Origin of the sequence: Advenella mimigardefordensis DPN7 (genome assembly GCF_000521505.1) — a bacterium.
Lineage (GTDB): Bacteria > Pseudomonadota > Gammaproteobacteria > Burkholderiales > Burkholderiaceae_B > Advenella > Advenella mimigardefordensis.
On record NZ_CP003915.1, the window covers coordinates 4,602,365 to 4,624,231 of the forward strand.

Here is a 21,867-nt window from a genome sequence, read left to right on the forward strand (position 1 = left end):
CCGTGCTACGGGCCTTCCGGGACGGCTGTCTGTAGCGGTTTAAGAAGACTGACCGTCCCTCTGATCCTTCTGATCCCTATCGTCCTGCCTGGCCTGCTCTGCCTGATCGCGAACCATCGGATTGGACATGCCCGCGCTTACCGCTGCGGCAGACTTGTGGGCGCTATTGACGCCATCGGCGCACGTGCCGTAATCGCCGTCTCCCGCGAACTCATCGTGCATGGTTGCGGAATGCGAATCCTGGTCAGGATCGCTTTCGGTAGCGGACGCCTTCTCCACCAACCCGGACAGGCGATGCACATCCACTTCTGCATTCACCGGCTGCAATGCCGGCATGCTCTTGGCTGCCTTGGCAGACAAACTCTGAAAACGGTCCACCTTGCCGGTCAGCCCCTGATTGCCGGCAAAACTGCGCACCACGGCGTTGTAATGCGTACTGAGCGTGCCAATCGTGCCGCCCAGTTTACTCAGATGCTCGGCCACCCGCGCCACCTGGTTGTACACATCGCTGGCGCGTTCGCCAATTGCCTGTGCCTGCTCGTTGCTGTCAGCCATCATCCACAAATACGACACGGTGCGCAGGATCGGCATCAATGTGGTATGCGAAACCAGGATAACGCCGCGCTCATAGCCATACTGAAAAATATTCTGGGTGTGGCGCAGGGCTTCGATATACGCGCCCTCTATCGGCATGAACATCAGCACGAACCCGGGGCTGTTCATCCCGGCCAGCGCGGTGTAGTCCTTGGCCGCAAGCTGGTCAATATGCGTGCGTACCGCCCGCAGGTGTGCGTCCAGAAACGCTTGTCGTGCCGCCTCTTCCGTGGCATTCACCGCCTGCTCGTAAGACACCAGGGACACCTTGCTGTCGAGCACGATTTTCTTGCCATCCGGCAGAAAAACAATGAAATCCGGGTAGTTGGCACGGCCGTCTTCACTGCGAAACAGCACCTGCGTATCAAAATGGGCGCCCTTATGCAGCCCGGCCGCTTCCAGCGCGCTTTCCAGCTGCATTTCGCCCCAGTTGCCCAGCGCCTTTTTGTCGCCCTTGAGGGCACGCGCCAGCGCTTGCGCATCGTGGGTCATTTTCATACCCATGTCCATCAACTGGCCGATCTGTGAACGCAGCATGCTGTGTCCCTGCAGCGATTGATCGTGTACCTCGTTAACACGCGTCTGGAACCGGTCAATCTGTTCACGCAGCGGCTGCAGCAATCCTTCAATGGACTGGCGGCTATTGCGCGAGAAGGTCTGTTCCTTTTCCTCGAAAATGCGGGTGGCCAGATTGCGGAACTCGGTGCCCAGTTGCTCCCGGGATGCCTCAAACTGAGTCCGCATGGCCTCCAGGCTCTGCGCTTTGTAGGCATAGTCAGCCTGCAGGGAGATATGCTGTTTTTCCAGGGTATTGCGGGCCGCTTCCAGTTCCCGCAACTGCGTTTCCAATTGCTGGATCCTATCGCTGTGCAGTTCATTCTGCTGCCGGGCATGACTCACATCGCTGCGCGCAGCCGCCAGCTGGCCGGCGATGTCATCCTTTTGCGCGTCCAGCTCCCGATATTGCAATTGCAATTGCTCATAGCGCTGCTGTTCCTGCTCCTGCAACCGGTCGCGATCCGCCAGCAAATCCTCAAGACCAGCTGCCCGGGCCCGCGCCGTGGCGAGCCGATAGTTCATGAATAGCGCGCATAAAAGCACGCCCACCAGGGCACCGGCAACAACCAGCACCCATAGCAGGGGCAAAGCCTGCAGGGCGGCGACCACCTCATTCATGCGTGCACCCCGCCGGCGACAGATAGCCGCAGCAGCCCGTGACAGCAGGCGGAGACCACCTGTTCACTATTTAAATCAACAGCCACAGACATAGCGGACGAACACATAACGGACATAACGGCAGAACCCAGGAAAGCATGCCCCACTATCAGGGCATGCCATGCATTCTAGCGCAAACGCACAACCGACGCACCGGGTCAAAGTACGGTGCCATGGCGTGGGTGTGTCAGTGCAGATGCAGTGCCACTTCTGGCGAGACATCCCGTTCAAGGAGCGTTGTGCGTAACAGGAATGGATTCGGACAAGGATCGTGCATTGTCAGCTGGCGCAAACAGCCCGCGGGACGGACACTAACCTTGTTCCTTGCTCCTGTGTTCCTTGCTCCACTCTGACTTGCTACAGTTGCCGGCGCTGCATCTGATCGGCGATGTATTCGGCCTGGCGAATCGCCAGCGAGACAATCGTCAATGTGGGGTTCTCGGTTGCGCCGGAGGTGAACTGGCTGCCGTCGGAAATAAACAGATTGGCAATATCGTGTGTCTGTCCATGTTTATTGCAAACGCCATCTTCGGGACGTGCACTCATCCGACAGGTGCCCAGGTTGTGGGTTGAAGGATAGGGCGGCGTGCGAAACGCCTTGCGGGCGCCTGCTGCCTCATACATGGCAATCCCCTGTTTGAACGCATGTTCACGCATCGCCTCATCGTTCGGATGATCATCAAAATGCACATTCGGTACCGGCAGACCATGCTGGTCCTTCTCGTCGTGATTCAGAGTAATGCGGTTGGTCTCACGCGGCATGTCTTCGCCCACAATCCACAGTCCGGCCGTGCGCGTATAGGCATCCATATACGAAGCAAAGTCACTGCCCCAGCTGCCGGGGTCGAAAAATGCAGCGTAAAAGGGCAGGCCCAGCGCGATGGTTTCCATTTCATACCCACCCACAAAACCACGCTTGTCATTGTGTCCGGCTTCATCCTGCACGATACCGGCCATAGTAGTGCCGCGGTAAAAGTGGACAGGCTCATCAAACACCGCAAAGACCGACCCGGTGGTGTGGCGCAGGTAGTTGCGTCCGACCTGGCCGGAACTATTGGCCAGCCCGTCGGGAAAGGAGGAAGATGCAGACATCAGCAACAAACGTGGCGTTTCAATGGAATTGCCGGCGACACAAACGACGCGGGCAAGCTGCCGCTGTTCCCTGCCATCCTTGTCAAAATACACAACGCCGGTCACCTTACCCTGGGCATCGTGTTCAATGCGCGCCACATGGCATTCGGTACGCAGCTCCAATTTGCCCGTTTTTTCTGCTTTGGGAATTTCAGTATAAAGGGTTGACCACTTGGCACCCATCTTACAGCCCTGAAAACAGAAGCCCTGCTGCACACAGGCGCCGCGTCCGTCACGGGCCCGGCTGTTGATGGCCATATGCCCGGTGCTGACCTCTTTATAGCCCAGGCGGGTCGCACCGTTGTACATGATCTTGAAATTATTGTTGCCGGGCAGGCCGGGAATGCCATTGGTACGGGTCACACCCATCTTGTCTTCAGCCCGCGCGTAATAGGGTTCCAGGTCCTGCAGCGTGATGGGCCAGTCCAGCAGATTGGCATCCTTGAGTTGCCCGTAATGGGTCCGTGCCCTGAACTCATGCTCCTGAAAACGCAGGGAAGCACCAGCCCAGTGCGTAGTAGTCCCCCCCACGGTCTTACAGATCCACGCCGGCAGGTTGGGAAAGTCCCTGGCAATGCGCCAGGTACCGGAGGTGGTGCGCTTGTCCAGCCACGCGAGCTGATTGAACGATTTCCATTCATCCTGAATAAACGTTTCCGTACTTTGCCGCGCGCCCGCTTCCAGCAACACCACGCTGACGCCCTTTTGGCATAACTCGTTGGCCAGCGTACCGCCACCGGCACCCGAGCCGATAATGACGACCACGCTGTCGTCCTTGTGATCAAATGTTGTCATAATATTTATCTCCTAATCCTGCCTGTCTTTTCCCTGTCTTGTTCTGCGTGCGCCAGACCCGTTTACGATTTCATGGATGGGCTGGCGCTTTGCGGCGGATCGGGCAACCACTTCAAATCATCAAAGCCACGGGCAAGATAGCCGCCTTTGCTCCAGACTTCGCCTTCATAGCCAAAGTGCTTGTAGGCCATTTCATTGTCGTAAATCGATGTAATGCATTTGCTGCGCACAGCCTGAAAGAACGGATCGGTCTGCATTTGCTGCAGCAGTGCCGTTTGCTTATCCAGCGCAAGACCGGAAAACGCGCCGCCTGCCTGCTTATTCAATTTGGCGACGCCCTCGCCCACCAGCGTGGCCTGCGCGCTGTCGCTCATTTGTGCGTCGATGTCCTTGACCAGTAACGCATAGACCGCATCCGGCAGATCCTTATGCGGATACAGCGCCTTCGCCATGGCCAGCAGCGTCTCGGCCTGTGTCTGATTCAGGTGTGTGGTCTCCAGCGCCCAGACCCGCGAGGGAGCGAATGTGGCCAGCGTGGAGCCGGCTGCCAGCATCCCCGTCAGGACCGCTGCACCGCTTAGAAACCGGCGACGTGACAACCCGGTCTGGGGTCTGATTTTTTGTAATGTGATTGGTGTGTCCATATATCCTCCTTCAGCGAGCCATTACGCTTTGTCTGCGACGAAACAGGCTGAACGCCCGATTCTTTTCTATCGTATGGACATTATGTGCTTTGCTCAAATGCGCAGGTAACAACCATGTACTACATGCGTAGAGGAAAACCCGAGTATGCCTGCAGGCGCATAAGGCGGCTTAACGGGTTGTTAAAAGCGCTTTGTGGATTGATATGGATGAACCGATGCAGACGCAGGGGTTGCGTCGCAGCTGCTACAACCAGCAGCGTTCACCGGTCGCAGGACTGGGTAGAATGAAAAGTGAGCAGCGGGCACTCTTGGCATGCGGGAGGAACCGACACATGCCATCGGCAAAAACAGCCGACGGCTATCAGCCCACCAGCGCGATCTTGTTTTGTATCGCAGACGCACCCTGCACGGTACAGGCCGGCTCCAGCGTTTTGGGCACGCCGCCCGTATTCACGTAGCGCACCGCCTGGTAGCGCATACAGGTGACGCGTAAAAAGGAAGTAAAGTTGGTTGCCTCGCCCCGATAGGCATAGACTTCATCGTAAAGCGTAGCAATGAGCTGGTTGGTGGTCGTGCCATCGCGGCGCGCCAGTTCTGCCAGCACTTCCCAGAACATGTTTTCCAGCTTGATGCTGGTAACCACTTTTGCAATACGGACCGAGCGACTGCGGCACTCGTACATGATGGGATCAGTGTGAGAATAAATACTGCACATAATGTCTCCTGCTGCAGACGCAGTTATCGGCGAGGCCGGCCTTGACGCCGGTACACGCCAGCGTTTCCAGGCCAGAAAGGACATTCGCAGGAAACGCAGCTACGCTGCTGTTGTTTTATGGTTCTGATGCTTTTCGGATCGGTCACACGGTGATCGTGTGATGTAATAGTACCACTTTAGCATAATGAGTGCGGCAGGCAGGGCGCGACGGGTTTGCCCAGGCGCCAGATCCGCCCGCAGCCGTCCACTATTGATAGTGCCCGTGCCGTTGCAGTACTTCGATTTTATAACCGTCCGGGTCCAGTATAAAAAAGAAACTGGCCAGCAACCTGTCACCATCCTGAAAACGCTTGATCTCCAATGGCGCCAGGCCCGCCTGCGTCAGGCGCGCATGCTCGGCTTCCAGATCGTCTACACAGACCGCCACATGACCATAACCATCGCCATGCGTGTATGGTTCCTGGCGACCCTTGTTCCAGGTGAGTTCGATTTCCATGTCGTTCTCTGCGTTTCGCAGGTAGGACAGGGTAAAGTCCGGAAAATCCAGCTCGTGCGCCGGTTCCAGACCGAAAGCGGTTTTGTAGAATGCCTTGGATGCTGCCAGATCAAGACAGCGCAGCATGACGTGTATGACTTTTGCCAAATCGTGGTCCCCCTTACCTTATATAAACCAATGCGCAGGCGTGGCGATGCTGCCGCCATCGTCTTCGACCTGGCTTGATTATGCAGGAGAGTGAGCAGGCGGGGGTAATAGCGGATTACTACAGACAGCGGATTACTACAGACAGCGGATTACTACAGACAGCGGATTACTACAGACAGCGGATTACTACAGACAGCGGGGCTGCCGTAACAGCAGCCCCGATCATCTTGCGCTTAGCTTACGCGTAACGCACCCTTAGAATGCAGGTACGATCGCGCCTTTATATTTTTCTTCGATGAATTTTTTCACGTCATCGGTTTGCAGCGCCTTAACCAGTTTCCCGATGGCAGGAGACTTGGCTTTCTCTTCTGTGGTCGCGATCAGGTTGGCATAAGGTGAATCAGCACCTTCGATGAACAACGCGTCTTTCGTCGGATTCAGACCCGCTTCCAGCGCATAGTTGGTGTTGATCAAGGCCAGATCCACGTCATCCAGCACGCGCGGCAACGTCGCGGCTTCCAGTTCCTTGAATTCCAGTTTTTTAGGGTTCTCGCTTACATCACGTGCCGTTGCCAGCAGGTTGCTTGGGTCTTTCAGTTTGACCAGGCCTTCTTTCTGCAACAGCAGCAGCGCGCGGGCACCATTGGATGGGTCATTTGGAATGGCAATGGTTGCGCCATCCTTGAGCTCGGAAATGTTTTTAATTTTCTTGGAGTAAGCACCGAAAGGTTCAACATGAACCAGACCGACTGAAACCAGGTGTGTACCCTTTTCCTTATTGAAGGTATCCAGGTACGGCTTGTGCTGGAAGAAATTGGCGTCGAGCTGGTTATCCGCTACCTGCTGGTTAGGTTGTACATAGTCAGTGAACACTTTCACCGTGAGGTCTACGCCTTCCTTGGCCAGCACTGGCTTGATATGCTCAAGAATCTCGGCATGCGGCACCGGCGTGGCAGCCACGCTCAGTTTCTCATTGGCAACAGCAGACAGGCTGATCAGGGAAGTGGCCACAAGCAGGCCACCCAGAATGTGTTTTAAATTCATTTGCAATACTCCTTATTGCTATTTTCGGTTGAAATGTTGAACCAGATAATCACCCACGGACTGCACCAGTTGAACCATGAGAATCAGAATAATGACGGTCACTATCATGACTTCGGTCTGATAGCGCTGATAACCGAAGCGGATGGCCAGATCGCCCAGGCCACCACCGCCAATCACACCCGACATCGCCGAATAGCTGATCAGCATGATCGTGGTCACCACCACGGCACTGATAATGCCGGTGGTGGCTTCGGGCAGCAGCGCCCACAATACGGTTTGTTTGGAATTGGCGCCCATCGCCCGGCACGCTTCTGAAATGCCCGGGTCCAGCTCTCGCAGAACGTTTTCCACCAGGCGAGCAAAGAAGGGGGCCGCACCCACGACCAGAGGCGGAATGGCACCACCCACGCCCAGCGCACTTCCCATAATCAGCCGCGTAAAAGGGATAAGCACGATCAGCAGGATCAGAAACGGTACCGAGCGCAACACATTCACGACCAGCGACACTGCCTGATAAACCGGCTTGTTGGCCAGCAACTGACGGTCACTGGTAAGAAACAGATAAACGCCCAGGGGCAGGCCGATAGCAACGGTCCATAATAGCGACCAGCCGGTCATCAGCAGGGTATCGATCGTGGCCTCGCCAATCAGGGGCCAATCCAGCGTACTCCAGTTCATGCTCTCAATACCTCGTAATTGACCTGATTATCCTTGAAAAACGCCTCCAGCGGCGCATAGCTCGAAGGATCGGCCTCCACCGCCAGCACCAGTTGTCCGTACGGCGTATCCTTGATTTTGCCCACAGCACCCTGCAGAATACTCAGATTCACATTCAAATCGCGACTGGCCTGGCTCAACAAAGGCTGGGCTGCGTTCTGCCCGCGATAGGTCAGGCGGACAATGCGCCCCGACACGCCTTCAATCAACTCTTTCCAGCCCTCGGCATCCACTCCGCTCTCCGAGAGCAGCGACAGCGTTGTGGCGTGTTGCGGATGCAAAAAGACCTCAACAACCTCGCCCGACTCGGCAATACGACCGCTATCGATAATCGCCACGCGGTCGCAGACGCTGCGAATCACATCCATGCTGTGGGTAATCAGCACCACGGTAATGCCGAAGCGGCGGTTGATATCCAGTAACAGATTCAGAATGGATTGCGTGGTTTCCGGATCCAGCGCACTGGTGGCCTCGTCGCATAGCAGCAACTCGGGTTCGTTGGCCAGCGCACGCGCAATGCCCACCCGCTGTTGCTGCCCGCCCGATAGCTGACGCGGATACTTGTAGGCATGATCCTGCAATCCAACCAGTTCCAGCAATGCCAATGCCCTTTCGGTCCGTGCCTTTTTGTCCATCCCGGCCAGGCGCAGCGGAAACGCCACATTCTGCAATACGGTCCGGCTGGTCAGCAAATTAAAATGCTGAAATACCATGCCGATTTTGTGGCGCAGGGTCCGCAGTGCGGCTTCACTGATTTGGGTAATATCCTGCCCGTGCAGCAGAACGCTGCCACTGGTGGGGCGCTCCAGCAGATTGAGCATGCGGATGAGCGTGCTTTTGCCGGCACCGGAACGCCCGATAATGCCGAAAATTTCGCCCTGAGCGATGTCCAGGCTGACCCCAGCCAGCGCCTCGACCACTTTATCGCGGGAGGCGTAGGATTTATGAATATTCTTTAGCTGAATCAACGTACATACTCTAAAAAGCGGTGATGTTTAATCGGATTTTATATTACCTTTGAAAATTTGTTTTTATTTAATCATGCCCAATGGTTATATAAAACGGTAAGTTATCCGTCACGTTTGAAGCCCTGACGAGGCCGGTATCCGGCGCTGTTATGACACTATTTTGCCACAATCGTGCTGCTGACAGAACCCGCCAGTCTATGACAGCGTGGGGGAGGCGCAATGAAAGGCGTCGTAAAGGCAACGGCTCAAACCGCCCGATGCATCTTTGTCTTCAACAGTGCCGTGTTTGTATTTCTTTTCACAAAAGAAAATACCGTGCCTGGGCACGGTATTTTTTATGGCCAGCGAACCAGCGCCAAAGCGGCAGATCAGACCGGCCAATGAACAACCATCTGTCTTATTGCAGTGCGATTTCTACATCAACACCAGCAGGCAAATCCAGGCGCATCAGCGCGTCAACGGTTTTATCTGTTGGATCAACGATGTCCATCAGACGTTGGTGCGTACGGATTTCAAACTGGTCACGTGATGTTTTGTTCACGTGAGGTGAACGCAGTACGTCGTAGCGTTTGATGCGGGTTGGCAGTGGAACTGGGCCACGGACAACAGCACCGGTGCGCTTTGCTGTATCCACGATTTCAGCAGCTGACTGGTCAATCAGTTTGTAGTCAAAAGCTTTAAGGCGAATACGGATTTTCTGGTTTTTCATGGGAATTCCTAAAGAACAATTATAAAGAACAAACTACCTGATCAGGGTAGCGACAAAAATGCCCGGCAGCCCGAAGACTGCCGGATGCATTTGTAAAAATTACTTCGTGATTTTAGCAACCACGCCGGCGCCGACGGTACGGCCACCTTCGCGAATCGCGAAGCGCAGACCTTCTTCCATCGCGATCGGAGCGATCAATTCTACGTCCATTGATACGTTATCGCCTGGCAGAACCATTTCTTTGTCTTCCGGCAGTTTGATCGTACCGGTTACGTCCGTTGTACGGAAGTAAAACTGGGGACGATAGCCCTGGAAGAATGGTGTGTGACGACCGCCTTCTTCTTTAGACAGAATATACACCTCGGCTGAGAAGCCGGTGTGGGGTTTGATTGATCCGGGTTTGGCCAGAACCTGACCACGCTCTACGTCTTCACGTTTTGTACCACGCAGCAAAATACCCACGTTATCGCCAGCCTGACCTTCGTCCAGCAGCTTGCGGAACATTTCCACGCCTGTACATGTGGTTTTAACCGTGTCTTTGATACCGACGATTTCGATCTCTTCACCCACCTTGATGATTCCGCGCTCGATACGACCGGTCACAACCGTACCGCGGCCAGAGATAGAGAACACGTCTTCAACGGGCATCAGGAACGTACCGTCAACTGCACGCTCAGGGGTTGGGATATAGGTGTCCAGTGCTTCTGCCAGAGACAGGATGGCCTGTTTGCCCAGTGGGCCTTCGTCGCCTTCCAGTGCCAGTTTGGCAGAACCCTTGATCACAGGCGTATCGTCGCCTGGGAAGTCGTATTTGGACAGCAGCTCGCGCACTTCCATTTCGACCAGTTCCAGCAGCTCTTCATCGTCAACCATGTCGGCTTTGTTCAGGAACACAACAATGTAAGGCACGCCAACCTGACGTGACAGCAGGATGTGTTCACGTGTCTGAGGCATCGGGCCGTCAGCAGCTGAACATACCAGAATCGCGCCGTCCATCTGCGCCGCACCCGTGATCATGTTTTTAACATAGTCAGCGTGTCCGGGGCAGTCTACGTGTGCGTAGTGGCGGGTCTCGGTTTCGTATTCAACGTGAGAGGTGTTGATCGTGATACCACGCGCTTTTTCTTCAGGCGCCGCGTCAATCTGGTCGTAGCCTTTGGCTTCGCCACCAAAGTGCTGTGACAATACCGTTGTAATCGCCGCTGTCAGCGTTGTTTTTCCATGGTCAACGTGACCAATCGTACCTACGTTTACGTGTGGTTTGGTACGTTCAAACTTACCTTTTGCCATAATATCTATCCAATACTTTATCTATCTGAATATGAAATCGTTGCGCCTGTCTGATGCTTGATGCAGAACAGGCGCAACACCTGTGATGTTATTTACTGCGGGCGCTGATGACTTCATCGGCAACGTTCTTCGGAGCTTCAGCGTATTGCTTGAATTCCATCGTGTACGTTGCACGACCCTGTGTCAGAGAACGCAGATTGGTTGCATAACCAAACATTTCAGCCAGTGGTACTTCGGCTTTAATCACTTTGCCGCCACCAACCATATCGTCCATACCCTGAACCATACCACGGCGTGAGGACAAATCGCCCATCACGGTACCAGCATAGTCTTCAGGTGTTTCCACTTCAACAGCCATCATCGGCTCCAGCAGAACCGCCTGGGCCTTGCGCATCCCTTCCTTGAAGGCCATGGATGCAGCCATGCGGAAGGCATTTTCGTTCGAGTCAACGTCATGGTAAGAACCGAAGAACAGGGTTACCTTGACATCAACAACCGGGTATCCGGCGACGACACCAGCAGACAGGGTTTCCTGAATACCTTTGTCAACAGCAGGAATGTATTCACGAGGAACCACACCGCCCTTGATCGCGTCAACGAATTCGTAACCGGCACCACCAGGAGGCAGCGGTTCCAGTTTCAGTACAACGTGACCGTACTGACCACGACCACCGGACTGTTTAACGAATTTGCCTTCAACTTCTTCACATACCTTGCGAATGGTTTCACGGTAGGCCACTTGTGGTTTACCCACGTTGGCTTCCACGTTGAACTCACGACGCATACGGTCTACCAGAATTTCCAGGTGCAGCTCACCCATACCGGAAATAATAGTCTGACCTGACTCTTCGTCACTACGCACGCGGAAAGACGGATCTTCTGCGGCCAGACGAGACAGGGCCAGACCCATTTTTTCCTGGTCAGCCTTGGTTTTTGGCTCAACCGCCTGAGAAATCACGGGTTCCGGGAACTCCATGCGTTCCAGCATGATATGAGAATCCAGGTCGCACAGCGTTTCGCCTGTTGTCACGTCTTTCAGACCGACCACAGCGGCGATGTCGCCTGCCAGCACTTCCTTGATCTCTTCACGGTTATTCGCGTGCATCTGCAGAATTCGGCCAATACGCTCTTTTTTACCCTTGATCGGGTTGTAGACCGTGTCGCCAGAACTCAGAACGCCAGAATAAACGCGCACGAAAGTGAGCTGACCAACGAACGGATCGGTCATCAGCTTGAATGCCAGGGCAGAGAATTGTTCCTTGTCATCGGCCTTGCGGGTAACAGGGTTACCGGCATCATCTTCGCCGCTGACAGGAGGAATATCGGCCGGTGAAGGCAGATAGTCGATCACTGCGTCCAGCATGCGCTGTACGCCCTTGTTTTTAAAGGCAGTACCGCAAAGCATAGGCTGAATTTCGCAGGCGATGGTACGGTCGCGCAGCGCCTTGTGAATTTCCTCTTCGCTCAGCTCGCCGCTCTCAAGGTATTTGTCCATGAGTTCTTCGGACGCTTCAGCGGCGGTTTCAACCAGTTTTTCACGCCATTCATTGGCAGACTCAACCAGTTCGGCCGGGATATCCAGGTATTCAAACTTGGTGCCCTGGCTGGCTTCGTCCCAGATGATCGCTTTCATCTTGATCAGATCGACCACGCCTTTGAAGCTGTCTTCAGCGCCGATAGGAATCACGATAGGCACAGGATTGGCGCGCAGGCGCGTTTTCAACTGGTCATAAACCTTGAAGAAATTCGCACCGGTACGGTCCATTTTGTTCACAAAGGCCAGACGCGGCACTTTGTACTTGTTGGCCTGACGCCAAACCGTTTCGGATTGGGGCTGAACGCCGCCTACTGCACAATAAACCATGCAGGCACCGTCGAGCACACGCATGGAACGCTCAACTTCAATCGTGAAGTCAACGTGTCCGGGGGTGTCGATGATGTTGATGCGGTGTTCCGGATAGTTACCCGCCATACCCCGCCAGAAAGCGGTGGTCGCGGCAGAAGTAATCGTAATACCGCGTTCCTGTTCCTGCTCCATCCAGTCCATGGTGGCGGCACCATCGTGCACTTCACCAATTTTATGGCTCACACCGGTATAAAACAGAATACGTTCTGTAGTCGTTGTTTTACCAGCGTCAATGTGGGCAGAAATACCGATGTTGCGGTATCGTTCGAGCGGGGTTTTGCGGGCCATGGTTGTGTCCTTAAATTACCAGCGGAAATGGGAGAAGGCTTTGTTGGCCTCTGCCATTTTGTGTGTGTCTTCGCGCTTTTTCATTGCAGCGCCGCGGCCTTCGGCCGCATCCATCAGTTCCCCGGCAAGACGAAGGTCCATGGATTTTTCACCGCGTTTTTTCGCGGCTTCACGCAGCCAGCGCATTGCCAGCGCGAGGCGACGAACGGGACGGACTTCGACGGGTACCTGATAGTTGGCACCACCCACGCGACGGCTTTTGACCTCGACGATGGGTTTGATGTTATTGATTGCCAGGTTGAACACTTCAATCGGTTCTTTACCTGTTTTGGCCTGAACATGATCAAGCGCGCCATAAATGATACGTTCTGCGACGGCTTTTTTGCCTGCCAGCATGACAACGTTCATGAATTTTGCAAGATCAACACTGCCGAATTTTGGATCAGGCAGGATCTCGCGTTTTGGTACTTCGCGACGACGTGGCATTGTACTTCCTTAGAGTGTCTGTTTCAGTTGAACCACTTGCGTGGCCGTGGCTGCCTATATGAGAGGTCAACCCCTTACGTACCGCAGATAATTTTTTCTCGCAGCTGCGGCTGCACGCTTACCAACCGGTGGGAAGGAAGCATTTTTGTGCGTGTGCACCAAATCGGATAAAACCGTTGCAAAAGCGGATTAGGCTTTCTTAGGACGTTTTGCACCGTATTTGGAACGCGACTGTTTACGATCCTTGACGCCTTGCAGGTCAAGAGAACCGCGCACGATGTGATAGCGCACACCCGGGAGGTCTTTTACACGACCGCCACGAACAAGAACCACAGAGTGTTCCTGCAGGTTGTGACCTTCACCACCGATATACGAAATAACTTCGAAACCGTTGGTCAAGCGCACTTTGGCAACTTTACGCATCGCAGAGTTAGGTTTTTTAGGTGTGGTGGTATACACGCGAGTGCATACGCCACGACGCTGAGGGCAGTTTTCAAGTGCAGGACTTTTGCTGCTCTCATGGCTGCTTACGCGCGGTTTACGCACGAGCTGGCTGATGGTTGGCATGACCTTCTATCCTATTTCATGTACAGAAAACCTGTACCGATTTATATTTGCGTCTGTTTTACGTACTGACGTTAATGTACGCCCGGGGGGAAGAATGGACAGCAAAGTCGCGATAGTAGCGCCGGCATATGACCGGAGCATGTCGGGACTGTTCGGACGGCCTTTTCTCTTGCTGAAAAAACCGTACAGGCTGAGTGCGCCGCACAGATGACCAACACAATTGTTGCTTTTATGCACGTTTGTGCATCGTTGCGATGTTGTCCGTCTGTTTGTTGCTTTGGCACGACATTCTAACCAGGATACTGCTCTTAAAATTGTGCTCCCGAAGATGTCTTCGCGCCGGCTTGTGAAAAAAACAACACCAGAGAAGTTCCACCAGAGAAGTTCGTGTGAAACGTTCAATGAAATATTGCATTGCCACATATGCCTGGGGCCAGCCACGTTACATGTGCTGTTTCAAACTGAAAGCATGAAAAGGCGCCTTTTTACAAAGCGCCCTTAAACGAATTAGGCGAAACGACCATATAACAGAGACCTTAAACACTTAAACAACCAAAGAGCAACAAGTCTTACTGCTATTACCCAGTGCTATTCCCACTAGGTAGCCCGTCACATTAACACAGCCACAACGAAACGTCAAGAAAACCGCAAGAGATCATCAACGCAAACAGCAGGGAAGCGGACTTGAACACAGCCGACAAACAGTTCGGCATTCACGCTACTCCGTGAAATAGTCCATAAAAAACAACGGTTTTGCTATAATGGACGACTACTTTCCCGCCGTGCGGGGCCATGCGCCGGGGTCAGCGATCCTGCACCTCGCCACACTAGGAAAAAATCACATGAAGATTGCCATATTAGAAGATGATCTCGCTCAGGCGACACAAATGGTGCAGGCTGTAGAAAAAATGGGGTATGGCTGCAAGCATTACAGCTCAGGCAAGGAGCTCATGTCCGCCCTGCGGGATCCGGAAAGTTTCGATTTGCTCATTCTGGACTGGGAATTGCCCGAAATTACCGGCAAGGATGTCCTGATCTGGGTGCGCAGCAACATTGGCTATTCCCTGCCGATCCTGTTCCTGACCAGCCGTACCAGTGAAGAAGATCTGGTTGAAGCCATCGAGGCTGGCGCCGACGACTATATCTCCAAGCCATATACAACCGAGGCCTTGCGGGTGCGCGTGCTGTCGCTGCTGCGACGCGCCAACCCAACCGACGTCGACAACACCATGCTCGAAATCGGCCCTTATCAGATCGACACGCAAATGCGCTCGGTACGTCTGCACGACGAAGTCATCGCGCTGGCACCCAAAGAGTTTGACCTGGCCGTGCTGTTTTTCCGTAACATGGGGCGACTGTTTTCCCGCGATGCACTCAGTGCGGCCATCTGGAACCGGGAAATTCCGGCCACCTCGCGCACGCTGGACACGCATTTGTCCAACGTCAGGCAAAAGCTGCAGATTCGTCCGGAAAATGGCTTGCGCATCGTCTCTTCCTACGCACTGGGCTACCGCCTGGAACCGGTGTCCGAGTCCGCAGCCGCGGATACAGCAGCGCAGCCTAAAGAAACCCGCGTCTCCGGGCAGTCATGAGTAGTACATTGAGAACCATCCTGAGCAGCGCGCTGGCTCTGCTGATCGGTGCGCTGCTCAGCGGCCCTGCGTTCGCACAGGCTACCGGTGCGCGCGGCGAGTATTTCACTTACCGGTTTGTTCCTGGCGATATTCTGCTGACGCTGTCGCAGCGTTTTACCCAGAACGAGGAAAACTGGAAAACCATCCGCAAAATAAATGGCATCGCCGATCAATATAAAATCCCGGTCGGCTTCGAACTGAAAATTCCGTTTTCGCTGATCGACGAGGTGCCCGCCAGCGCTACGATTTCGCATTTGCGCGGCAAAGCATTTCTTAACGGATCACCCATCACGCAAACCGGCGGCCAGGTCACCGAGGGCGCGGTCATTACCACAGACACCAATAGCAACGTGACGCTGACCCTGCCGGACGACAGCAAGGTACTGGTTCCCCCCAACAGCTCAGTGACTGCCAAACGCCTGCAACGCTTCTCAGGGACCGGCTATATCGATGCCATCTTCACCATTGATCGCGGCGAAGTTCAGAGTCATGTCAACCCGGACGGCGGCGGCGTGGGTCGCTTTGAAATCCGCACGCCGGTCAGTGTGACCGGCGTGCGCGGTACGATCCTGCGTGCGGGAACCCGTCAGGGTCAGGGCGACTACAGTACCATCATCAAGGGCCAGGCTGATTTTTCACAGGCCGATGGCGTTATCCTGACCAGACTTGCCAGCAACCAGGGGGTGATCACCGACGGTGCCGGCCAGCACTCGGGAACCCGCGCATTGTTGCCGCCCCCGGTATTGCACCCCATGGGCGGACAGTCGCACAACCGTGAACTGCGTTTCGATCCGGTACCGGGCGCCGTCGCCTATGAACTGGTCCTGGCCGAGGACAGCGAGGGCTACGATGTCCTCTGGAGCCAGCGCATTACCGGCACCACAGCAACCCTGCCTGCGGTACGCAACGGTACTGTTTACGTGCTGGTGCGCTCACTGGATCAGCAGATGCTGGCCGGTGCCCAGGCAGTGCTGACCATCGAGCAAACCATGAATACGATCAATGACAGGCAGGGCTCGCCCATCGGTGTCGGCAACGGCAGCTACCTGCTGCAGTCGGCCTTTTAACGGGCGGCAGGCGCGATGCTGGGCTCGCTTGGCCGACGCTTTCATCGGGAATGGCTGTTGGTGACGCTGGTGATCCTGGCCGTCACCGCGCTGGGCAGCCAGTTTTCGATTCTGTCGCGTTTCAGTTATGCCCTGTACGATGTGGCCGTCAGTTACACACAATCCAGACAGCCCGACCCGGATATCGCCATTATCGTGATCGACGACAAGAGCCTGACGCAAATCGGTTTCTGGCCCTGGGAGCGCAAGGTTCACGCCGAACTGGTGAACATATTGCACAACGCGCGTGCTATCGGTTTCGATATTCTTTTTACCGATGCCGATCCGCATGACACCCGGACTGATCAACAGTTGGCGCAGGCTATTGCCGACAACGGCAACGTGGTCCTGGCCAATTTTCTGAGCGATCCGGGACAGCAAGTGGCGGTCAACCCCATCGCCAAGCTCGCCAGGGCCGCCCGTGCGCTGGGTTTTATCAATATCGTGCCCGATACCGACGGGATGGTGCGGCGGATCCGCCTGACCACGCCACAGGACACCACGCGGCAACACTTTGCCTTGTCTATGCTGGCCGCTGGCGGAGATAGTGCGGCCGTCGCTTCATACTCTTCGCGCAGCAAGGAGGAGCCCTATCTCATCCCCTACGTGGGCACCCCGCAGACCTTTCCCATGATTTCGTACAGCGACGTGCTGTTCGGTCGGATTCCCGCCCGTTATTTCGATAATAAATATGTGTTGATCGGCGCATGGGGAACCGGAATGGGCGATCGTTTTCCGACACCGGCTTCTGCGGGGATCGTGGATAATATGTCCGGGGTGGAGATCCTGGCCAATGTATTGCAATCGGCGCGCGAAGGCAACTGGAATGTCATTCCCGGCACAACCACCCATATGCTGATCTCCCTGGCACCCGTGCTGGTATTGTTGATCGCAATCAGACAATTGTCGCCGCGGCGCGTGCTGTTTGCCACGCTGGTGGTCCTGCTGCTGGTGCTGGCCGGCTCGGTGCTGCTGCTGGCTCTGGGCAATATGTGGGTATCACCCGTTGCAGCCATGATCGGGGTCGCCCTCACCTACCCCGTCTGGAGCTGGCGCACGCAGGAACTTGCCCTGAACCAGATGGGCAGAGAAATGAGCGAACTCAATCGCGAATACCCCTTGCTTCGGGCCGAGATGGCGCTGGCAGATGCTCCCCAGAAATTTCATCTGTCATTGAATGAACGGATCATGCAATTGCGCTTCGCGCTGAACCGGGTACGTTCACTCAGACAATTCATCAGCGACAGTTTCAATGCCATTCCCGACCCGGCTCTGGTCTTTGATGCCAGCCATCAGCTTACCTTGTGGACCAGCAGCGCCGAGCGCTACATGGCCAGACTGGACAAGCTGACGCTGAGCGAAGGCCTGCCGCTGCAGAGCCTGCTCAATGCCATTATTGCCGACGCGACGACATCGCGCGAGCTGGTCACAGCGATCGAACACCACGAGCGTACCGCAGCAGAGCAATCCGACGAAAGCAGTAGCGCGGCAACAGGTATCCATTCCGAGGATGGCTTCGAAGTGCGCGACCGCGCCGGCAATGACCTGCTGCTCAAGTCCATGCCCACCTATACCGCCGGTCAGCGACGTTCGGGCTACATCCTGAACCTGATTGATATCAGCGCGCTGCGCGAAGCAGAACGCAAGCGGGATGAAACCTTGCGCTTCATCTCGCATGATATGCGGGCGCCCCAGAACTCTATTCTGGCGCTGATTGATCTGCAAACCGACGACACGCGGGCGCTGCCCACCGATGAGCTGTTGCGACGCGTCAGCCATCTTTCGGGAAGAACCATCAGTCTGGTGGAAGACTTCGTGCAATTTACACGTGCTGAAAAAGCCGACATCGAGTTTGTACCGCTCAATCTGAGCGATCTGCTGCAAGACGCCATCAATGAGGTCTGGATCGAGAGCCGGGCCCGCCATATTCCCATTGTGAGCCACATCTCGCCACTATGCGCCTTTATCAGGGGAGATCAGTCATTGCTGATGCGCTGCCTGAGCAATTTGCTGGATAATGCCTTCAAATACAGCCCAGACAACACCACAATCACATGCACCCTGGCCTCTGCGGGCGACTTCTGGGAAGTCAGCATCCGCGACCAGGGCTGCGGCATCAGCCAGCAGGATCAGCAACACCTGTTCACGCTCTATACCCGGGTTGGTACCAGCAATGAACAGGACCCCGGTGGTCTGGGACTGGGTCTGGTTTTTGTCAAAACCGTGGTCATGCGCCATCACGGCGAAGTTCGCGTACAGTCTGCGCCGGGCCAGGGCTCTACGTTTATTATCCGCCTGCCTAAGGATGAGACTGAAGAATCCGCCGGGCCTTCTCTATAACCGGCATATCCACCATCTGGCCGTCCAGCTTGAACGCCGCCCGCCCGCTTTTTGCATGCTCGTCCAGCACCCGCTGCGCCCAATCCTTTTCCTGCTCGGTTGGCTCAAATACCGCGTGAATCACCGGCAACTGGGACGGATGGATGCACAGCGCCCCGGCGAATCCCATGCCTTTGGCAAACGAGACAGACTTTCTCAGTCCATCGCTGTCGGCGATGTCCGGAAAAACGCCGTCCAGCGGCGCCTCAATGCCCGCGGCACGACTTTGGATCACCAGTTGCGGACGGACGACCGCCAGCAATTGCTGCGCTCCCGCCGAATCGCCATCCATGTTCAGGTCCAGCGCCAGATCCAGCGCACCAAAAGACAGTCGCGCCACCCCGGGTGCCTGACATAGCTCGGGCATGCGCATGATGCCCAACGCGCTTTCGATAATCGGGTAGACGGGTTTGCGGGCCATTGCCGCCGCACTGATCTGCGATGCGCTTTCTGCCTTGGGCAACATCACACCTGTGATATTGGCCAGCTTTGCGCAAACCGCAATATCGTCGTTGAACCAGCGGCTGCGCGCGTCGTTCACGCGTAGCAGAAATTGCTGATCGGGATGGGCGGTGGCGAACTCGCTCAGCGCATCGCGCGCGCTTTGCTTGGCATCCTGCTCTACGGCATCTTCCAGATCGACAATCACAATATCGGCGCCACTGGCCAGCGCCTTGGGAATTCTGTCAACCCGGGTGGCAGGGACAAACAACGCGGATCGCATTTTCATAACGGACAAACTCCTTGATGATTAACCGAAAGCGGCGCTCGTCCGGCGCCGCCTGTGTGTATTGACTGACCGTCAGACGATGCCTGCAGATTGCCACTGACTGACTGTGTCTTCATCATAGCCCAGTTCATCCAGAATCGCGGCCGAATGCTCGCCAAGCGCAGGGACCGCATCCATGCGAAAGTCATAGCTGTTATTGACGCCGGGAGGCAACAGGGCGGGCAGCGTTCCCACCGGACTGCCCATTTGCGACCAGCGGCCACGCGCCTTCAACTGCGGGTGATCCCATACCGCTTTCATGTCATTGACACGGGCGTTGGCAATGCCTGCCTGCTCCAGGCGTTCAATGATCTGTTCATCGTCATAGGCAGCAAACGACTGGATAATCAGATCGCGCAAGGCATCGCGATTGGCGGTGCGCAGCGTGTTGGAGGAGAAGCGCGCATCGGTGGCCAGCGCCGGTTTTTCCAGCACCTGTTCGCAGAACACTTTCCATTCGCGCTCGTTCTGCAGCCCCAGCATAATGGTCTTGCCGTTACCGGCCAGGAACGGGCCGTAAGGGTAGATGGAGGCATGCGCAGCACCCGCCCGGACTGGCGGCGGGGCGCCATCATAGGCGTAATACAAGGGAAAGCCCATCCACTCGACCATACTTTCGAGCATGGTCAGATCAATATGGCTGCCTTTGCCGGTCTTGCCACGCTGCAACAGCGCCGACAGGATATGGGAATACGCGTACATGCCGGCGGCAATATCCGCAATCGAGCAGCCTGCCTTGGCCGGTTCATTGGCGCTGCCGGTCACGGACACAAAGCCGCTCTCACTCTGGATCAACAGGTCATAGGCTTTTTTATGCTCGTAAGGACCGCCGCCGCCATAACCCGAAATATCACACACCACCAGCGACGGGTACTGTTCATGCAGGGCATCGTACGAGAGTCCCAGACGGGCCGCCGCGCCGGGCGCCAGGTTCTGCACCAGCACATCCACCTGCGGTAACAGGCGGGCCAGCACTTCTTTGGCCTGCGGGCTTTTCAGATCCAGCGTCAGACTTTCCTTGGAACGGTTGGTCCAGACGAAGTGAGACGCCATGCCCTTGACGCGTTCATCGTAATTGCGGGCAAAATCGCCCACGCCGGGCCGCTCCACCTTGATGACACGCGCTCCCAGATCTGCCAGCTGGCGCGTACAAAATGGCGCGGCAATCGCGTGCTCCAGGCTCAGGACCGTGATGCCGTCCAGCGGGCGTACGCCCGTTGCTTGTTTGGTTGTCATTTGAACGTTACCTCTGCGGTCTGGGTGACGGTGCCCTCCTGTTCGGCCCATACGCGGGCGCGGCCGGCTTCGGTAATCACGCCCTGCGCGCGAAACTCGGCTGGCGCAATCAATGGACGGTGACCGCGGAAGGAAAAGCCGGTCACGGTTTTATCGGGATTGGCCTGGCAAAAGGCCTGCAACAGGCGGGTGGCAATCATCGGGCCATGCACCACCAGGCCAGGATAGCCTTCAGTCTGCGTCACATAAGGATGATCGTAATGGATGCGATGACCATTGAAGGTCACAGCAGAATAGCGAAACAGCAGCGTGCTGGTGGGCGTGATGCTTTCTGACCAGGTGCCTGCCGGCGCCGCATCGGTGCCGCCCAGTTTGGGGGCGGCCGGTTCGCGGTAAACAATATCCTGCTCTTCGTGGATGCAAACCTGGCCGTCCTGTTTATATTCATGCGTCACGGTCACAAAGAGCAGTTTGCCGGTACTGCCCTGCTTTTCGCGAATGGCAGAGATGGTGGAGACACGTTCACCGTCACGCCCCACCAGCAAAGGCTGGTGAAATTGCAGGCGGCCACCGGCCCACATGCGATTGCGATCGTCTGCTGGCGGCAGAAAGCCACCACGCCGGGGATGGCCATCCAGGCCAAGCTGATCCTGCGGTGCCGGCTCGATGAACAGCGCCCATTGCCACAAGGGCGGCAGCGCCTGCCCGGCAGCGGGTGCGGTGGTCTCCAGTGAGGCCGCAATTTTTCTAACATGAGAAGGATTAATAAAATCCTGCGCCACTTCCTGGCGACCAATCCAGTCGGAGAGGTTGGGCTGCTGAGCATCCTGAGTCATTCGCACTGTTTCCTGACAATAATAAAATAAATCGTTATTCGGGCAACCGCCCGGGCTTGCATCTCGCGCTTCATCATGCGTATCGCAACGCGCTGCCTATCGTATATCGTGTCACGGCCAAGGTATATCGTGTCACGACCAAGCCGGAATAACCACAAGCATAACCGTTAGGCCTGACGCAGGGAATTCTTAATC

Annotated in this window: 19 protein-coding genes; 3 read left to right on the forward strand and 16 right to left on the reverse strand. The window is 55.7% G+C overall.

All coding sequences use genetic code 11. The features are described from left to right. Positions 1–39: 39 nt before the first annotated feature. The 13 genes from rmuC to rpsL form a co-directional block, all read right to left on the reverse strand. Positions 40–1,770, reverse strand: a complete 1,731-nt coding sequence (rmuC, locus tag MIM_RS21120) for a DNA recombination protein RmuC (protein ID WP_025374742.1) — start codon at positions 1,768–1,770, stop codon at positions 40–42. A 396-nt stretch (positions 1,771–2,166) separates the two neighbouring features. Then, positions 2,167–3,735: a GMC family oxidoreductase gene (locus MIM_RS21125; RefSeq protein ID WP_025374743.1), complete on the reverse strand. Its 1,569-nt coding sequence runs from the start codon at positions 3,733–3,735 to the stop codon at positions 2,167–2,169. A 62-nt stretch (positions 3,736–3,797) separates the two neighbouring features. After that, positions 3,798–4,379, reverse strand: coding sequence for a gluconate 2-dehydrogenase subunit 3 family protein (locus MIM_RS21130; protein WP_025374744.1), 582 nt, complete (start codon positions 4,377–4,379; stop codon positions 3,798–3,800). A gap of 361 nt (positions 4,380–4,740) precedes the next feature. Continuing rightward, positions 4,741–5,094, reverse strand: coding sequence for a ribbon-helix-helix domain-containing protein (locus tag MIM_RS21135; RefSeq protein WP_025374745.1), 354 nt, complete (start codon positions 5,092–5,094; stop codon positions 4,741–4,743). 247 nt (positions 5,095–5,341) lie between these two features. Then, positions 5,342–5,737, reverse strand: a complete 396-nt coding sequence (locus MIM_RS21140; RefSeq protein WP_025374746.1) for a VOC family protein — start codon at positions 5,735–5,737, stop codon at positions 5,342–5,344. A 255-nt stretch (positions 5,738–5,992) separates the two neighbouring features. Continuing rightward, a complete protein-coding gene (locus MIM_RS21145) occupies positions 5,993–6,781 on the reverse strand; it encodes a MetQ/NlpA family ABC transporter substrate-binding protein (RefSeq protein ID WP_025374747.1) in 789 nt (262 codons plus the stop codon). 18 nt (positions 6,782–6,799) lie between these two features. Further along, positions 6,800–7,459 carry a methionine ABC transporter permease gene (locus MIM_RS21150; RefSeq protein ID WP_025374748.1) on the reverse strand — a complete coding sequence of 220 codons (660 nt, stop codon included), beginning with the start codon at positions 7,457–7,459 and terminating at the stop codon, positions 6,800–6,802. Continuing rightward, positions 7,456–8,466, reverse strand: coding sequence for a methionine ABC transporter ATP-binding protein (locus MIM_RS21155; protein WP_025374749.1), 1,011 nt, complete (start codon positions 8,464–8,466; stop codon positions 7,456–7,458). Before MIM_RS21155 ends, MIM_RS21150 begins: the two co-directional genes overlap by 4 nt. A gap of 397 nt (positions 8,467–8,863) precedes the next feature. Further along, positions 8,864–9,175 carry a 30S ribosomal protein S10 gene (gene rpsJ, locus MIM_RS21160; protein ID WP_014752595.1) on the reverse strand — a complete coding sequence of 104 codons (312 nt, stop codon included), beginning with the start codon at positions 9,173–9,175 and terminating at the stop codon, positions 8,864–8,866. A gap of 99 nt (positions 9,176–9,274) precedes the next feature. Further along, positions 9,275–10,465 (reverse strand): elongation factor Tu, encoded by a 1,191-nt coding sequence (gene tuf, locus MIM_RS21165; protein WP_025374750.1) that lies wholly within the window; start codon positions 10,463–10,465, stop codon positions 9,275–9,277. A gap of 88 nt (positions 10,466–10,553) precedes the next feature. Further along, the gene (gene fusA, locus MIM_RS21170; RefSeq protein ID WP_025374751.1) at positions 10,554–12,659 is read right to left on the reverse strand and encodes an elongation factor G; all 2,106 of its coding nucleotides are present in this window, start codon (positions 12,657–12,659) and stop codon (positions 10,554–10,556) included. Between the two features lie 15 nt (positions 12,660–12,674). Then, complete coding sequence (rpsG, locus tag MIM_RS21175; RefSeq protein WP_014752598.1) at positions 12,675–13,145, reverse strand: 30S ribosomal protein S7; 471 nt, start codon at positions 13,143–13,145, stop codon at positions 12,675–12,677. 189 nt (positions 13,146–13,334) lie between these two features. Then, positions 13,335–13,712: a 30S ribosomal protein S12 gene (rpsL, locus tag MIM_RS21180; protein WP_014752599.1), complete on the reverse strand. Its 378-nt coding sequence runs from the start codon at positions 13,710–13,712 to the stop codon at positions 13,335–13,337. Positions 13,713–14,554: 842 nt separating this feature from the next. Between rpsL and MIM_RS21185 the strand changes: the two genes are divergently transcribed. From MIM_RS21185 to MIM_RS21195, 3 genes are read left to right on the forward strand one after another with little or no spacing between them, the layout of a single operon-like run. Further along, positions 14,555–15,304: a response regulator transcription factor gene (locus MIM_RS21185; protein ID WP_025374752.1), complete on the forward strand. Its 750-nt coding sequence runs from the start codon at positions 14,555–14,557 to the stop codon at positions 15,302–15,304. After that, positions 15,301–16,413: a FecR family protein gene (locus tag MIM_RS21190; RefSeq protein WP_084459058.1), complete on the forward strand. Its 1,113-nt coding sequence runs from the start codon at positions 15,301–15,303 to the stop codon at positions 16,411–16,413. The genes MIM_RS21185 and MIM_RS21190 overlap by 4 nt, the downstream gene beginning before the upstream one ends. A gap of 15 nt (positions 16,414–16,428) precedes the next feature. Continuing rightward, the gene (locus MIM_RS21195) at positions 16,429–18,792 is read left to right on the forward strand and encodes a CHASE2 domain-containing protein (protein ID WP_025374754.1); all 2,364 of its coding nucleotides are present in this window, start codon (positions 16,429–16,431) and stop codon (positions 18,790–18,792) included. On the opposite strand, the gene MIM_RS21200 is transcribed toward MIM_RS21195, so the two are convergent. The 3 genes from MIM_RS21200 to MIM_RS21210 all read right to left on the reverse strand — a co-directional run bounded on the left by MIM_RS21200 (position 18,752) and on the right by MIM_RS21210 (position 21,672). Then, positions 18,752–19,561 carry an HpcH/HpaI aldolase/citrate lyase family protein gene (locus tag MIM_RS21200; protein ID WP_084459059.1) on the reverse strand — a complete coding sequence of 270 codons (810 nt, stop codon included), beginning with the start codon at positions 19,559–19,561 and terminating at the stop codon, positions 18,752–18,754. The genes MIM_RS21195 and MIM_RS21200 overlap by 41 nt on opposite strands. A 72-nt stretch (positions 19,562–19,633) precedes the next feature. After that, positions 19,634–20,836 (reverse strand): CaiB/BaiF CoA transferase family protein, encoded by a 1,203-nt coding sequence (locus tag MIM_RS21205; protein WP_025374756.1) that lies wholly within the window; start codon positions 20,834–20,836, stop codon positions 19,634–19,636. Continuing rightward, a complete protein-coding gene (locus tag MIM_RS21210; RefSeq protein WP_025374757.1) occupies positions 20,833–21,672 on the reverse strand; it encodes an FAS1-like dehydratase domain-containing protein in 840 nt (279 codons plus the stop codon). The genes MIM_RS21205 and MIM_RS21210 overlap by 4 nt, the downstream gene beginning before the upstream one ends. Positions 21,673–21,867 lie beyond the last annotated feature (195 nt).

Coding starts and splice junctions, on each gene's coding strand:
- rmuC (WP_025374742.1), bottom strand. CDS start 1,770: ATGAATGAGGTGGTCGCCGCCCTGCAGGCTTTGCCCCTGCTATGGGTG.
- MIM_RS21125 (WP_025374743.1), bottom strand. CDS start 3,735: ATGACAACATTTGATCACAAGGACGACAGCGTGGTCGTCATTATCGGC.
- MIM_RS21130 (WP_025374744.1), bottom strand. CDS start 4,379: ATGGACACACCAATCACATTACAAAAAATCAGACCCCAGACCGGGTTG.
- MIM_RS21135 (WP_025374745.1), bottom strand. CDS start 5,094: ATGTGCAGTATTTATTCTCACACTGATCCCATCATGTACGAGTGCCGC.
- MIM_RS21145 (WP_025374747.1), bottom strand. CDS start 6,781: ATGAATTTAAAACACATTCTGGGTGGCCTGCTTGTGGCCACTTCCCTG.
- MIM_RS21150 (WP_025374748.1), bottom strand. CDS start 7,459: ATGAACTGGAGTACGCTGGATTGGCCCCTGATTGGCGAGGCCACGATC.
- rpsJ (WP_014752595.1), bottom strand. CDS start 9,175: ATGAAAAACCAGAAAATCCGTATTCGCCTTAAAGCTTTTGACTACAAA.
- tuf (WP_025374750.1), bottom strand. CDS start 10,465: ATGGCAAAAGGTAAGTTTGAACGTACCAAACCACACGTAAACGTAGGT.
- fusA (WP_025374751.1), bottom strand. CDS start 12,659: ATGGCCCGCAAAACCCCGCTCGAACGATACCGCAACATCGGTATTTCT.
- rpsG (WP_014752598.1), bottom strand. CDS start 13,145: ATGCCACGTCGTCGCGAAGTACCAAAACGCGAGATCCTGCCTGATCCA.
- rpsL (WP_014752599.1), bottom strand. CDS start 13,712: ATGCCAACCATCAGCCAGCTCGTGCGTAAACCGCGCGTAAGCAGCCAT.
- MIM_RS21185 (WP_025374752.1), top strand. CDS start 14,555: ATGAAGATTGCCATATTAGAAGATGATCTCGCTCAGGCGACACAAATG.
- MIM_RS21190 (WP_084459058.1), top strand. CDS start 15,301: ATGAGTAGTACATTGAGAACCATCCTGAGCAGCGCGCTGGCTCTGCTG.
- MIM_RS21195 (WP_025374754.1), top strand. CDS start 16,429: ATGCTGGGCTCGCTTGGCCGACGCTTTCATCGGGAATGGCTGTTGGTG.
- MIM_RS21200 (WP_084459059.1), bottom strand. CDS start 19,561: ATGAAAATGCGATCCGCGTTGTTTGTCCCTGCCACCCGGGTTGACAGA.
- MIM_RS21205 (WP_025374756.1), bottom strand. CDS start 20,836: ATGACAACCAAACAAGCAACGGGCGTACGCCCGCTGGACGGCATCACG.
- MIM_RS21210 (WP_025374757.1), bottom strand. CDS start 21,672: ATGACTCAGGATGCTCAGCAGCCCAACCTCTCCGACTGGATTGGTCGC.